The following is a 13,569-nucleotide window of genomic DNA, read 5'->3' on the forward strand; positions in this document are numbered from 1 at the left end:
AAAAATCTAATATTTTAATGAATAGTAAAAAGGAGGGAATGCCATATGCCATTTATACAATTAAAAACGATGTTGAACTGTATTATGAAGATTCAGGTTCAGGAACCCCGGTTATCTTTATTCACGGAGTTTGGATGAGCAGCCGTTTTTTCCATAAACAAAAAGATTATTTTAGCAAGGAATTCCGGTTCATATCTTTAGATTTGCGGGGACACGGCCAATCCTCCCATGTCCATAAAGGACATACGATTTCTTCATATGCAAAAGACTTGCATGCATTTATAGAAAAACTTCAATTGAAAAATGTTGTTCTTGCAGGCTGGTCCATGGGTGCATTTGTTGTTTGGGAATACATTAAGCAATTTGGAGAAGAAAATATTATTGGAACTGTCATTATTGATGAACTGGCCTCTGATTTTAAATGGCCGGATTTCCCAATCGGAGCTTTTACGTTTGAAACACTGATTCATTTTATGCAGGAAATCCAGAATAACCGTGAAAACTTTGTAAATGGCTTTATTCCTCTTATGTTTAAAAATGAATTAGCTGAAAAAGATCTAAAATGGATGATCGATGAAGTGACGAAACTGCCTGAATCCATCGCAAGTGCTATCCTGTTCGATCAATCGATTGTTGATTACCGCCCTATGTTATCTTCGATTCAAAAGCCAGTATTGCTGTGCTTTGGAAGAGAAGAAAAATTAGTACCGGTTGCTGCCGGCGAGCATCTGCATGAAAACATTCCAAAATCCGAGTTAGTGATTTTTGAAAAAAGCTGCCATTGCCCATTCCTGGAAGAAACCGAGCTTTTTAATGCGACTGTTTCCAATTTTATAAAGAAATTAAATTAGATCATTTTCAGTTTTTTCCGAAGGGAACATGGGAACTTGTTAATATGAGCATTTGAATAAACATCTTTCACAACTGAAGCCCGCCATAAAGGCGGGCTGTTTTATGAAGACTGTTCCGGTTCAGGGTGAAATTTTGATTTGACAGGTTGCCCGCCTCGTTTTTCATAATTTTTCTTCGATTGTTTTACCGGATCAAAGTCTTTTCCAAGCTCTATGTCTTGATTGTTAAAGCCATTTCTCGTTTTCTGTTCGGGATTATTTCGTTTAGAACGTTTTTTCATTCAGCGGCTGCTCCTCTCTCAAAAGGATCATATCGTTTTGCAATTGCTGAATCTGTAACCTCTTCCGATGAAGCTGTTCACGCTGCTGGGCATTTGCGCTATGGGCAAGGTGTGCCAGGTCGTTATAAGTCGTTTCCAACTGCTGCAGCGCAGCTGTATAGCCATCCTTGTCAAAATGCTGTTGTTTCCGGCCATCTTCGTAATGTTTTTGGGCTAATCTGATTGTATCCTCACATTGCTGAAGAAAGTCCTCCATGGATTCACGCGTAGCCATGATTAGTCCCCCTCTAATGATTCCATCATGATATTGAAGCACACGCTTCATCTTTATTTTGTTCCACTCTCCCCTTATTAAAACTGAACAGCTTCGATAATTACTGCCAATTCACTCGCAAGATTTTCATTTGGATAATCAATTTCTTCATGTTAAAATTCTTTTTATGTCAACTAATGAAATCGAGAGGTGTCTGATTTGAGTCAGAATAACCCTTTTCCATATGCAATTGACGATAAACGCTATCATACATGGAATTACCATTTGCGCCAAATTTTTGGCCATAAAGTTTTTAAAGTGGCTTTAGATGGAGGATTTGATTGCCCAAATCGCGACGGAACTGTGGCATATGGAGGATGCACCTTCTGCAGTGCTGCCGGATCCGGTGATTTTGCTGGTAACCGTGCAGAAGACTTGCAAACCCAGTTCATTAAAGTTAAGGAAAAAATGCATCGAAAATGGAAGGACGCAAAATATATGGCTTACTTCCAGGCATTCACAAATACACATGCACCTGTGGAAGTTTTAAAAGAAAAATATGAAACAGTATTAAAGCAGGAAGGAGTCGTCGGACTTTCGATTGCAACAAGACCTGACTGCCTGCCGGATGATGTCGTCGAATATTTGGCTGAGCTTAACGAACGGACTTATTTATGGGTGGAGCTCGGTCTGCAAACCGTTCATGAACGCACTGCTCTTATAATTAACCGGGCCCATGACTATCAATGTTATGTGGACGGAGTCAATAAACTTCGAAAGCATGGAATCCGAGTTTGTTCACATATCATTAACGGGCTTCCGCTTGAAACTCCGGAAATGATGATGGAAACAGCACGCGAAGTAGCCAAGCTGGATGTTCAAGGAATCAAAATTCATTTGCTTCATCTGCTAAAAGGCACTCCGATGGTAAAACAATACGAAAAAGGAATGCTCGAATTCCTCTCTTTTGACGACTATGTAAACTTAGTATGTGACCAGTTGGAGATTTTACCGCCGGAAATGATTATCCATCGAATTACGGGAGACGGACCGATTGATTTAATGATTGGACCGATGTGGAGCGTTAACAAATGGGAAGTTTTAAATGCGATTGATCATGAGCTGAAACGCAGGAACAGCTGGCAGGGCAAATATTACAAAAAGAGTTTGGTGGAGGCTTAAAGCATGAAACTTGAAAGAATTTTGCCCTTTGCAAGAACTTTGCTGCAAAAAGCAGTGAGTCCAGGAGATGTTGCGGTGGATGCCACATTAGGAAACGGGCACGATACATTATTTTTGGCAAACCTTGTCGGTCAGAACGGAAGAGTTTACGGTTTTGATATACAAGAGGATGCATTGGCTGCCAGTAAACAGCGATTAGCAGAGCACAATCTTATTGACCGGGTCACTTTTTTTCATAAAGGTCATGAACATATCCTGGAATCGATTCCTCCGGTTCACTACGGAAAAATAACCGGTGCGATCTTTAATCTCGGCTACCTGCCGGGCGGCGATAAGTCGATTGTAACAAGACCGAAGACGACAATCTCTGCAATCGAACAATTGCTGGAAATAATGGCTCCGGAGGGGATCATCGTCCTGGTGATTTATCACGGCCACCCGGAAGGAGCAGTTGAACGGGATTATTTGCTTCGCTATGTTGAAAAGCTTGATCAAAATGCAGTGCATGTGCTGCAATACAGGTTTATCAATCAAAAAAACAACCCGCCGTTTATCATCGCCATTGAAAAAAGATAGCAGACAGGCACTTTCATAATTGAAGGTGCCTGTTTTTTATGCTATTTGCCGTCTGGTATATGGAGTAAAGAAAACCCGAACTAAGACCAGTCCTATTTATTCATTTATTGAAATGGACGCTCATAAATGTGATTCGACGGCTCATATTTCAGAATGAAGGCTGATAAAATGAAATAAAGGCTCATTTATCTAAACGACGACTCATATTTCAAATTAAGGGCTCATATTTCAAATTAAAAGCTCATATTTCCAAACGACGGCTCATAAATGAAAAAAAGGTTCATAACCTGCCCTTAATTTATGCTTTCTTTGTAATAAACAGCCGGAAACACCGGCTGCCAAATTATTTCATAAGACTAAGTGGGATCCACTTCTGTATTGCGCGGTATGCCCTCCCATTTAAGTAAAAGAACAAACTGATTGATCCGCCTTTTTTAATGAGCTCTCTTGCAAGCCTCCTGATACATTTTTGCTTCCGGACTTTTTCGTCGGATAAGTATACTCCAAGGAGGCCGCGGTTAATTAACTGATGGAAACGTTTATTAGGGAGTTTTTCCGTATGCCTGTCAGCTTCTTCGATAAAATGCTTCAGTCTGTTGAACATTTTTTCCTGGTTTTCGTAATAAAAACAAAAGTTAAGATCTCCTCCGGCACGGTCTTCTTCTTGGTCAATCAAATAATCCAAAAGGATATGCAAACCTTGTATGTATGGAAAATACCCATTCTTAATATTTTCTGCATCCTCAAGTTTAAAGTCGTCTCTCATTGCATAAGAGACTAAGCAAAAAATTCCCAACGTAGAGCCTGAACAAGCTGAAAATTCATACCACTCCATTTGTGGAATTTTTTCTTTATTGCAATTGAACCAGCTTTTAAGCCTTGGGATTCGTTCCTCCGTATTTACATGCTTATGAATTTGGAGATCACAATAATACCGGCATAATTCAAGCAAATGTTGGCTGATGGCATGATAGTGAGTTACTTTCATTAATACCGATCGGCATGTTTCTGCCAGGTCGGCCAAATAATTTCCGTCATCTTGCTCTTCCCGAAAACGATAATAGTTTTTTGGAACCGCGTTTAAGCTTAATGCATCAGCCATTGACTCGTGCAGCGCAGCAAAATCATATGGATCAAGAGATGTGCTTCGATCGCACAAATTATCCAAATAATCACTGATTGTTTGATAAGCAACAATAAACCGGATTGCTTCTTTATACCGTTCATTAGCTGCGAGGGCAAGAATAGCACCGCCCTCACAGTGGAATGTTTTATGTTCAATACTCGAGAGAGCTTGTTTTCTTAATTCAGGATCCGGGATTTCTTTCGCCCGTTTTTTCCAATAGTCCAATTCACAATGAACTTCCGGAAGAATTTTTCTGTACACTTTTGCCATTAAACTGATCGGTTCGCTTGGGATGAACACATTCTCACCACCCTTAGACCAGATAGCCAAGAGATTTTAACTGGCTGTTCACAAAATCCTTTGCATATTCAAACACGTCATCACGTTCAGGTTCATTAAAAATTTCATGGTAGCAATTTGGCCATTCCTTGAAATGCTTTTCAGAAAGCGGCACTTGATTAAACCAGTCTCTTACATTCACCTTGTTGACAATTTTATCTTCTCCGCCCTGCATGACAAGCATCGGCAAATCTTGTGTTTCTTCCATTTTCTCAAAGGCAATCTTAATGGCTTTTACTAGTTCACGGTACCATCTTACAGAAACCTTTGTAACGTATAGTGAATCGTTAAGATCTGCCTCTCGGACATCCGGGTTCCGTGTCGCAATATCAACGGTAATGCCCGCTTCAATTCGAAACGACGGAATGACAAGGTTCAATCCATGCGAAATAGCATTTAGAAGCTTTGACGGGTACTTCACAAGGCCAAGGCACGGAGAAGATAATATCACGCCGGCAAGGTTCAACCGTTCTTCCTGCAGCAGCCTAATTGCAATTAACCCTCCCATGCTGTGCCCGAGCAAAAATACAGGCAAGTCATAGCGGTAAGCAGCCTGCACCCAATCTTTTACTTCAAAAATATATTCATCAAAGGAATCAATATGGCCCCTTCTTGATCTTGATGTCATTCCCTGGCCCGGTAAATCCCCCATAATGACATGAAATCCGGATGAACGCCACATTTCAATGAGCCAGCCGTATCGGCGATGGTGTTCCATCGCTCCATGGACAATAACAATAACCGCTTTTGCTTCCCCATCAGCTTCCCATTTCCACATAATTGTTCCTCCTGCCACGATCTAATGAATGAAATATAAAAGAAATATATCACAATTATATTTAACAATAATCAAAAAAGCTTTGACAATCATATGCACTTATTCGGTACAATCAAGTTAAAATATTTTTTAAAAGGAGTTGCTGCATATGATCTACCCTTACAATAATAAGTATCCTAAAATTGCAGACTCAGCCTATATCGCCGATTATGTAACCATAACAGGCGATGTTGAAATCGGTGAAGAATCAAGCGTATGGTTTAATACAGTTATAAGAGGCGATGTTGCCCCTACTATTATCGGAAACAGAGTAAACATACAGGACAACTCCGTACTCCATCAAAGCCCAAACAATCCGCTTATCATCGAGGACGAAGTAACTGTAGGCCACCAGGTTGTTCTGCACAGCTGCATCATCCGAAAAAAAGCGCTGATCGGTATGGGTTCCATTATATTAGATCAAGCTGAAATTGGAGAAGGGGCATTTATTGGCGCTGGCAGCCTTGTTCCCCAAGGAAAAAAAATCCCTCCAAATACACTTGCGTTCGGAAGACCTGCAAAAGTCATCCGAGAATTAACTGCAGATGACATTGAAGATATGAAAAGAATCTCGAGAGAATATACAGAAAAAGCGCAATATTATAAATTTTTACAAAAAGATTAAAATCCGAACTAATTGCATGAATATTTTTATAGCTTTCCTATATATCAACAAACTTATTCAAGCTGAAGCTTTTTACTTACTTAACATATCCTAAAATGGGGCCGATATAGAGAGTAGATCGTGTGAATTAGGTGATGTTTCATGAATGGCTTATATATTGTAATCGTGCTCCTTTTAATCTTTTTTCTCCTGCTTGTTATTATATTTTTAAAAGGAACAAACATAGTGAAATCTTCCATTATGTTTTTATGTGTGTTTGTTGCCGGAGCTTTTGTTCTTGAAAATACGAAATACGGACATGCCGCCAAAGCAATAGAGTCCATTAAGAGCTGGATTCAATCACCGGTTCCGAAAACAAGCACTTACCTCGAGAAAAACTTCGATGTTTCGATTATAAAGATCAAAGATAAGGTTCTTCTCGATGCACCGGTTATATCTCAAATGCCTGAACTGCCGAGGGGATGTGAAGTCACAAGCCTGGCAATGCTTTTGCAAGATGCCGGAATCGATGCTGACAAAATAACACTTGCTAAAGAAATTAAGAAAGACGCGACCCCATTCAGCATATCAAACGGGAAAATATTTTTCGGCAATCCGAATGACGGTTTCGTCGGAAGTATCGAAAATTACAAAGAACCCGGGCTTGGTGTCTATCATAAGCCGATTAAAGAACTAGCTGATGACTACTTGCCCGGCCGAATCACCGATCTTACGGGAGCCGACTTTCAGGAGCTGAAAATTCACCTTTCTGATGGCAGGCCCGTCTGGGTCATCATAAACAGCCAATATAAAAAGCTTCCCGACAGCCAGTTCCAAACATGGCATACCCCGACAGGAAAAGTGAAAGTTACCTTTAAGGAACATTCAGTGCTTATCACAGGATATGACCATCATTTTGTTTACTTTAACGACCCGCTTACAGGCGAGAAAAACAAAAAAGCACCCATAAAGGATTTTAAAGAATCCTGGGTGCAAATGGGAAGTCAGGCAATCACCTATCTTCCCAATTAATTTTCAGCCGTTTGCAAATGCTTTTTCATTTCGTACTCTTTTTGGAAAGAGTACTTTTTTTCAACATATACAGCATGCCAAATCATAAACATAAGAACCGTCCAAATTTTCCGGCTGTGATCGGCTTTATCTTGGCAATGGTCGTCAAGAAGCTTTAATAAATAGTTTTTGTTAATTAAATGATCCGTGTTGCTTTCGCGGATCGTTTTTTTCGCCCAATCGTTCATTTCATCCTTCAGCCAGTGGCGGATCGGCACCGGGAATCCGAGTTTTTTGCGATTCAGCACATGGTCAGGCACGATTCCTTCGGCAGCTTTGCGTAAAATATATTTCGTTGTTCCATTTGCCGTTTTTAAGCTGGTTGGAATTTTTGAAGCAACATCGAACACAGCCTTATCCAAAAACGGAACACGAAGCTCTAATGAATGGGCCATTGTCATTTTATCAGCTTTTAACAAAATATCGCCGCGAAGCCATGTATGGATGTCGATGTATTGCATACGGTCAACAGGATCGTAGCCGGCACTTTCTTCATACAACGGCTTTGTTACATCTGTATAGTTTAGACCTTCATTATATACGTTTAAAAGATTACGTTTTTCCTCTTCTGTAAACATTTTGGCGTTGCCTATATAACGCTCTTCCATCGGAGTGAGGCCGCGTTCAATGAAGCTCTTTCCTTTCATACCCTCCGGCATTATTTTGGCAATGACTTTTAAAAACGATTTTCCGGCTTTAGGGATTTTATCAAACACTTCAAGTGATTGCGGTTCACGGTAAATGTTATAGCCGCCGAATAATTCATCTGCTCCTTCACCGGATAAAACAACCGTCACATGCTTTCTTGCTTCGCGTGCAACAAAATATAATGGAACGCATGCAGGGTCTGCAAGCGGATCATCCATATGCCACATAATTTTCGGAAGTTCGTTCATATATTCTTCAGGCGAAATCACATAGCTGATGTTTTCAACGCCAAGCTTCTCAGCCGTCTCTTTCGCTACATCAATTTCACTGAATCCATTGCGTCCAAACCCTACTGAGAATGTCTTTATTGCAGGATGAAACTCTTTTGCAATCGAAGCAATAAGGGAAGAATCGATTCCACCTGAAAGGAATGAACCGACAGGCACATCGCTTCGCATGTGAATTTTTACTGAATCAAATAAAACATCTCGAATTTCTTTAATAAATTCATCTTCTGATTTATGAACAGGGTTGAAAGAAGCCTTCCAATAACGCTTAATTTCCATTGGCGAGCCGACTTTTTTGATAAAATAATGGCCGGGCTCAAGTTTTTTTATTCCTTCAGACAACGTATTTGGTTCTGGCACAAATTGATACGTTAAATAATGCTGCAATGACTCGTAGTTTAATACATCGTTCTCAATTGCTAATAGAATACTTTTCTTTTCAGATGCAAAGAACGTTTTGTCACCATCTTCAAAATAGAAGAAAGGCTTAATACCAAAAGGATCGCGTGCACCGTACAGGGTTTGCTCCTGTTTATCCCAAATCACAAATGCGAACATGCCGCGAAGCTTTTCAACCGCCTTTTCTTTCAAATGGCTGTAAAGGGCAACAATAACCTCTGTATCAGATTCTGTAGCAAATGTAAGCCCTTCTTTAAGCAGCTCTTCGCGAAGTTCAACATAGTTATAAACTTCTCCGTTAAAAATGATCCAATAACGTTCATTTTCATAACTTAAAGGCTGGTGGCCGGATTCCAGATCAATGATGCTCAAACGACGGAAACCGAATTGTATATGGTCATCAAAGAAATAGCCGTCATCATCCGGTCCGCGATGGGTAATAATATTATTCATATTTTTAAACAGCAGTTTTTGTTCGTTGCGATATTCTTGTGCTTTCTCATGTACACAACCAATAAAACCACACATTATGTACGTCACCTTCTCCGTTTTTTCGAAAATAATATAAAAAATTATTACCTGTAATCATTCGTCATTCAACAAAAACATACTCTCTAATACTACCACTATTCACATTAAAAATGCACTTAGAACACAAAAAAATCGCCGGGAAAAATCAGGTATTAATTGAAGTTTACACGAATTTATATCGAAGTAAACCCCAATTGACAGCTCTCTAAAAAACGAGCATGTAGCTCCGCCCCTTTTCCACAAAAAATAGACGGAGAAATAAAACGGGAGTTACATAATTCAATGCAACTCCCATCGAATGTTAAATTTGTGCCTGTTGCTTTAAAGCTTCTGCTTTATCCGTACGCTCCCAAGGAAGGTCGATATCATTGCGTCCAAAATGGCCGTATGCTGCAGTCTGTTTGTAAATCGGACGGCGAAGGTCTAGCATCTTAATGATCCCTGCAGGGCGAAGGTCAAAGTTTTTGTTGACAAGGTCAACAAGAACATCTTCACTAACTTTTCCTGTACCAAATGTATCAATTGAAATCGATACCGGCTTGGCAACTCCGATCGCATATGCAAGCTGAACCTCAACTTTTTCTGCAAGTCCAGCAGCTACGATATTTTTCGCAACATACCGTGCCGCATAAGCAGCTGAACGGTCAACTTTTGTAGGATCCTTGCCAGAGAAAGCACCGCCGCCGTGGCGTGCATAACCCCCATAAGTATCAACGATAATTTTGCGACCTGTTAGGCCGGCATCCCCTTGAGGGCCTCCGATAACGAATCGGCCTGTCGGGTTGATGAAGTATTTTGTATTTTCATCGATTAATTCTTTTGGAACAACCGGGTCAATAACATATTCTTTAATATTACGCTGAATTTGCTCAAGTGTAATTTCAGGATGATGCTGAGTAGAAATAACGATTGTATCGATGCGTACAGGCTTATCGTTTTCATCATACTCAACAGTCACCTGAGTTTTTCCATCCGGACGAAGGTAAGGAAGAATCTCTTCTTTCCGCACTTCCGTTAATCGGCGGGCAAGCTTATGAGCAAGAGAGATTGGCAAAGGCATAAGCTCTTTTGTTTCGTTGCAGGCAAAGCCGAACATTAATCCCTGGTCTCCTGCTCCGATCGCTTCGATCTCTTCATCAGTCATTTGGCCTTCACGAGCTTCAAGAGCCTTGTCAACACCCATAGCAATATCAGGAGACTGCTCATCAATAGAAGTTAATACCGCACATGTTTCAGCATCAAAACCGTATTTTGCACGGGTGTAGCCAATATTTGCAACTGTTTCACGAACAATTTTAGGGATGTCTACATACGTAGAAGTTGTGATTTCTCCGGTAACCAACACCAAACCAGTAGTTACAGATGTTTCAGCAGCAACACGAGCATTCGCATCTTTTGCTAAAATGGCATCTAAGATTGCATCCGAAATTTGGTCACAAATTTTATCGGGATGACCTTCAGTTACTGATTCAGAAGTAAATAAACGACGTTTTTTTGACAACTGACTTCCTCCTTTATTTCATAATATAGAGCGAGGTTACAGGAAAATGGAAGCGCCTCGCATTAGTCCCTGCAGGCATAAGACGATCTGCGAGGAGGCATCTTTTCAGCCCCGCAGCAGGGCGGCTTATGACCCCCGAACCTGTGCACTGGGGGCTTGACAACTCACAAATCGTATTTCCATAACCTCAATTGATACGGTACTCATTCCCATTAGTATGAAATAAACATGGCAGTTTTATGATGCCTTAACTAAATTTTTTCCGGCATTATTGCCATAGATTGTTTTTGTCAAAACGAAAGACTGCATGCCCTTTGAAATAAACAAAATAAAAAACCTTCCCGCACATGAGGAAAGGTTGAAAACGTCAGGTTTGCGCCTTTCACTCTTATCGTTCAAGGACTTTATCCTTGCCTCAGGTTAGCACCTTTTCTCTAGACGTCTGTATTTCATCATAGAGCAGGTTGCTGGGTTTCATCGGGCCTGTCCCTCCACCATCTCGGGATAAGAGAGTATCCGTTCAAGGTTAAATCATATCTCATTGTGTTAAACGATGTCAATTGTTTTTTTTGCCTAAATTCTGCGCTGGACCTATGTTTTTCTATAGGGAGCAACTTCCGCTGTCGCAATTTTTCCGCAGAAATTTATGCCTGTTTTTTGCCACCCATTTATAAATGGGACTCCCAATCCTGTCAACGAGGGGAGCATGGATCAAAATCCCAAAGAAAAACGTTGCAGGTAAAAGAACAAGCAAGCGCCTTACTGCATAAAATCCTTTATAGATTTTGTTGGACGGAGTAACAATATGAAGTTCTTTCCTTAAATCTTCTTTTCGAAACGGAAAGCAGCTTTGCTTTTTCTCATACTCCTGAAGGGAGATCCACTCAACTTTGCCAAGCCAATCGAGTTTGTTGAATATTCTCTTTGTTTCCTGGCATAATGAGCATGTTTGATCGTACAACGCAATGGTTTTCAAGATGATCATTCCTATTATTTGTTAAACATAAGACTTGGGCAGATAAATCATAATTTATGTCTATTTTAACATACTATTTTAAAAACAGTTCAAAAGTACATTTTTTAAAATATTATTGAAACTTTCATATATAGTATAGACTAATTATTTAAAAGTGTTATACTAATTGATATGTAACCACTTACAAAAAACAAATGAAAAAGGAAGGTAATCATCAGATGAATTCTGTTACGATTCCGAACGAGTTGACTGATTTGTTAAAAGGAAGTAATGTTCAAATTCAATTGTCCGTCCCTCAATTAGTGGAAAAAGTGTTATACCGTAAAGAAGGGGCTTTAACATCAACCGGAGCAGTTCGTGCCACAACCGGGAAATACACCGGGCGTTCGCCTAAGGATAAATATATCGTGGAAGAAGCTTCTACAAAAGATAAAATCGATTGGGGCTCTGTTAACCAGCCAATTTCTGAAGAAGCATTTAATAAACTATATAATAAAGTAATAAACTACTTAAAGGAAAAAGAAGAAATATTTGTATTCAAAGGATTTGCGGGAGCTGACAAAAAGTACCGCATGCCGATTCAGGTAATAAATGAATATGCATGGCACAACCTGTTTGCCCATCAATTATTTATCCGCCCTACAGAAGAAGAATTGTTGGAGCATCAAGCGGAATTCACCGTGATTTCCGCTCCAAACTTTAAAGCAGATCCTGCAGTTGACGGTACGAGATCTGAAACCTTTATCATTATTTCTTTTGAACACCGTACCGTATTAATCGGCGGAACTGAGTATGCAGGAGAAATGAAAAAATCAATTTTCTCTGTCATGAACTATATGCTTCCTGAAAACGGAATTCTACCCATGCATTGTTCTGCAAATGTCGGCAGTGAAGGAGATGTTGCTTTATTCTTTGGCCTTTCAGGTACAGGAAAAACAACATTGTCAGCTGATCCAAACCGCCGGCTTATCGGTGATGATGAGCATGGCTGGTCTCCAAATGGCGTATTTAATATTGAGGGGGGCTGCTATGCGAAATGCATTAATCTTTCCCGTGAAAAAGAACCGCAAATTTTTGATGCCATTCGTTTCGGCTCAGTTCTAGAAAATGTTGTGATTAATTTAGAAACAAGGGTTCCTGACTATGATGACAGCACGTTAACAGAAAATACACGTGCAGCATATCCGATTCAAGCGATTGACAACATCGTTGATCCAAGCATTGCCGGCCATCCGAACACAATTATTTTCTTAACAGCTGATGCTTTCGGAGTACTCCCGCCGATTGCAAAACTAACAAAGGAACAGGCAATGTACCACTTCTTAAGTGGCTATACATCAAAGCTTGCCGGAACGGAGCGAGGAATTACTTCTCCGCAAGCAACGTTCTCAACTTGCTTTGGATCTCCGTTCCTCCCTCTTCCGGCAACTCGCTATGCAGAAATGCTTGGCGAAAAAATCGATGAGCATAACGCAAACGTATTTCTAGTCAATACAGGCTGGACCGGAGGCGAATACGGCACAGGCTCGCGCATGAAGCTCGCTTATACGCGCGCGATGGTTCAAGCTGCTCTGGAAGGTGAACTGGACAACACGGAGACCGTTAAAGATAAATTCTTTGGTCTGGAAATTCCTTTACATGTTCCAGGCGTTCCTGATGAAGTCCTTCAGCCGAACAAAACGTGGAAAAGCCAGGAAGCGTATGAAGCAAAAGCAAAAGAACTTGCTGATAAATTCCGCGAGAACTTCAAAAAGTTTAAAAATGTTCCTGCTGAAATTGAAGAAAAAGGCGGTCCTATCCTATAAAATTTGAAAACCAGGCGTAGATCAAACGCCTGGTTTTATTTCGTGACTATAAAAAAGCAGGTATATGACATGCCCTGCTCAATTTATCGTATTTAATGAAATTAACTGATATGTCAGAACCGTCCTGTTTTCCTGCCATTCTACTTTTTTAATGACCGCCGTGCCGCTTGAACCGCTATCAACCGTTTTTCTTACATCAACTGGAATATCCAAAGGATAAAGCCGATATCCTTCCTTCTCCAGTGTAAAATAATTATCTTTTATCCGGATTTCTTTTCCCTTTGTAATAATCATCGTATTGAGTTCCAATGGCATTCCCATC

General features: G+C 40.3%; 14 protein-coding genes and 1 riboswitch. Of the genes, 6 read left to right on the forward strand and 8 right to left on the reverse strand.

Annotated elements, in window-relative coordinates; all coding sequences use genetic code 11:
* Window positions 1-38: 38 nt before the first annotated feature.
* Window positions 39-851: an alpha/beta fold hydrolase gene (locus tag C0966_RS11470; protein WP_274855617.1), complete on the forward strand. Its 813-nt coding sequence runs from the start codon at window positions 39-41 to the stop codon at window positions 849-851.
* Window positions 852-952: 101 nt separating this feature from the next.
* Here C0966_RS11470 and C0966_RS11475 read toward each other — a convergent pair whose 3' ends face one another.
* Window positions 953-1,132, reverse strand: a complete 180-nt coding sequence (locus C0966_RS11475) for a glycogen biosynthesis protein GlgD (protein ID WP_274855619.1) — start codon at window positions 1,130-1,132, stop codon at window positions 953-955.
* On the reverse strand, window positions 1,116-1,406 hold the full coding sequence (locus tag C0966_RS11480; RefSeq protein ID WP_274855621.1) for a YtzC family protein: 291 nt from the start codon (window positions 1,404-1,406) through the stop codon (window positions 1,116-1,118). Before C0966_RS11480 ends, C0966_RS11475 begins: the two co-directional genes overlap by 17 nt.
* 198 nt (window positions 1,407-1,604) lie before the next feature.
* Here C0966_RS11480 and C0966_RS11485 point away from each other — a divergent pair, with 198 nt between their 5' ends.
* Both C0966_RS11485 and C0966_RS11490 read left to right on the forward strand, forming a co-directional pair.
* Window positions 1,605-2,567: a TIGR01212 family radical SAM protein gene (locus tag C0966_RS11485; RefSeq protein WP_274855622.1), complete on the forward strand. Its 963-nt coding sequence runs from the start codon at window positions 1,605-1,607 to the stop codon at window positions 2,565-2,567.
* A 3-nt stretch (window positions 2,568-2,570) separates the two neighbouring features.
* Window positions 2,571-3,143, forward strand: a complete 573-nt coding sequence (locus C0966_RS11490) for a class I SAM-dependent methyltransferase (RefSeq protein ID WP_274855624.1) — start codon at window positions 2,571-2,573, stop codon at window positions 3,141-3,143.
* 343 nt (window positions 3,144-3,486) lie between these two features.
* Here C0966_RS11490 and C0966_RS11495 read toward each other — a convergent pair whose 3' ends face one another.
* Window positions 3,487-4,569: a tetraprenyl-beta-curcumene synthase family protein gene (locus tag C0966_RS11495; RefSeq protein ID WP_274855625.1), complete on the reverse strand. Its 1,083-nt coding sequence runs from the start codon at window positions 4,567-4,569 to the stop codon at window positions 3,487-3,489.
* A gap of 13 nt (window positions 4,570-4,582) precedes the next feature.
* Window positions 4,583-5,386, reverse strand: a complete 804-nt coding sequence (locus tag C0966_RS11500; RefSeq protein WP_274855626.1) for an alpha/beta hydrolase — start codon at window positions 5,384-5,386, stop codon at window positions 4,583-4,585.
* A gap of 148 nt (window positions 5,387-5,534) precedes the next feature.
* On the opposite strand from C0966_RS11500, the gene C0966_RS11505 reads away from it, so the two are divergent.
* Window positions 5,535-6,050, forward strand: a complete 516-nt coding sequence (locus tag C0966_RS11505) for a gamma carbonic anhydrase family protein (RefSeq protein WP_274855627.1) — start codon at window positions 5,535-5,537, stop codon at window positions 6,048-6,050.
* Between the two features lie 141 nt (window positions 6,051-6,191).
* The gene (locus C0966_RS11510) at window positions 6,192-7,061 is read left to right on the forward strand and encodes a C39 family peptidase (RefSeq protein WP_274855628.1); all 870 of its coding nucleotides are present in this window, start codon (window positions 6,192-6,194) and stop codon (window positions 7,059-7,061) included.
* Here C0966_RS11510 and asnB read toward each other — a convergent pair.
* The 3 genes from asnB to C0966_RS11525 all read right to left on the reverse strand — a co-directional run bounded on the left by asnB (window position 7,058) and on the right by C0966_RS11525 (window position 11,451).
* Complete coding sequence (asnB, locus tag C0966_RS11515; RefSeq protein ID WP_274855629.1) at window positions 7,058-8,962, reverse strand: asparagine synthase (glutamine-hydrolyzing); 1,905 nt, start codon at window positions 8,960-8,962, stop codon at window positions 7,058-7,060. The genes C0966_RS11510 and asnB overlap by 4 nt on opposite strands.
* Before the next feature lie 304 nt (window positions 8,963-9,266).
* Entirely contained in the window at window positions 9,267-10,466 is a 1,200-nt protein-coding gene (metK, locus tag C0966_RS11520; protein ID WP_274855631.1) for a methionine adenosyltransferase, read from the reverse strand.
* Window positions 10,467-10,851: 385 nt separating this feature from the next.
* Window positions 10,852-10,977: riboswitch (SAM riboswitch) on the reverse strand.
* A 90-nt stretch (window positions 10,978-11,067) separates the two neighbouring features.
* A complete protein-coding gene (locus tag C0966_RS11525) occupies window positions 11,068-11,451 on the reverse strand; it encodes a thiol-disulfide oxidoreductase DCC family protein (RefSeq protein WP_274855632.1) in 384 nt (127 codons plus the stop codon).
* Window positions 11,452-11,660: 209 nt separating this feature from the next.
* On the opposite strand from C0966_RS11525, the gene pckA reads away from it, so the two are divergent.
* Window positions 11,661-13,247 carry a phosphoenolpyruvate carboxykinase (ATP) gene (gene pckA / locus C0966_RS11530; protein ID WP_274855633.1) on the forward strand — a complete coding sequence of 529 codons (1,587 nt, stop codon included), beginning with the start codon at window positions 11,661-11,663 and terminating at the stop codon, window positions 13,245-13,247.
* A gap of 78 nt (window positions 13,248-13,325) precedes the next feature.
* Here the strand turns inward: pckA and C0966_RS11535 are convergent, their stop codons facing one another.
* Entirely contained in the window at window positions 13,326-13,568 is a 243-nt protein-coding gene (locus C0966_RS11535) for a DUF2584 domain-containing protein (RefSeq protein WP_274855634.1), read from the reverse strand.
* Window position 13,569 lies beyond the last annotated feature (1 nt).

Source organism: Bacillus methanolicus (genome assembly GCF_028888695.1).
Classification (GTDB): Bacteria; Bacillota; Bacilli; order Bacillales; family Cytobacillaceae; genus Bacillus_Z; species Bacillus_Z methanolicus_B.

Coding starts and splice junctions, on each gene's coding strand:
- C0966_RS11490 (WP_274855624.1), top strand. CDS start 2,571: ATGAAACTTGAAAGAATTTTGCCCTTTGCAAGAACTTTGCTGCAAAAA.
- asnB (WP_274855629.1), bottom strand. CDS start 8,962: ATGTGTGGTTTTATTGGTTGTGTACATGAGAAAGCACAAGAATATCGC.
- C0966_RS11480 (WP_274855621.1), bottom strand. CDS start 1,406: ATGGCTACGCGTGAATCCATGGAGGACTTTCTTCAGCAATGTGAGGAT.
- C0966_RS11505 (WP_274855627.1), top strand. CDS start 5,535: ATGATCTACCCTTACAATAATAAGTATCCTAAAATTGCAGACTCAGCC.
- C0966_RS11470 (WP_274855617.1), top strand. CDS start 39: ATGCCATATGCCATTTATACAATTAAAAACGATGTTGAACTGTATTAT.
- C0966_RS11500 (WP_274855626.1), bottom strand. CDS start 5,386: ATGTGGAAATGGGAAGCTGATGGGGAAGCAAAAGCGGTTATTGTTATT.
- pckA (WP_274855633.1), top strand. CDS start 11,661: ATGAATTCTGTTACGATTCCGAACGAGTTGACTGATTTGTTAAAAGGA.
- C0966_RS11510 (WP_274855628.1), top strand. CDS start 6,192: ATGAATGGCTTATATATTGTAATCGTGCTCCTTTTAATCTTTTTTCTC.
- C0966_RS11475 (WP_274855619.1), bottom strand. CDS start 1,132: ATGAAAAAACGTTCTAAACGAAATAATCCCGAACAGAAAACGAGAAAT.
- C0966_RS11535 (WP_274855634.1), bottom strand. CDS start 13,568: ATGGGAATGCCATTGGAACTCAATACGATGATTATTACAAAGGGAAAA.
- C0966_RS11525 (WP_274855632.1), bottom strand. CDS start 11,451: ATGATCATCTTGAAAACCATTGCGTTGTACGATCAAACATGCTCATTA.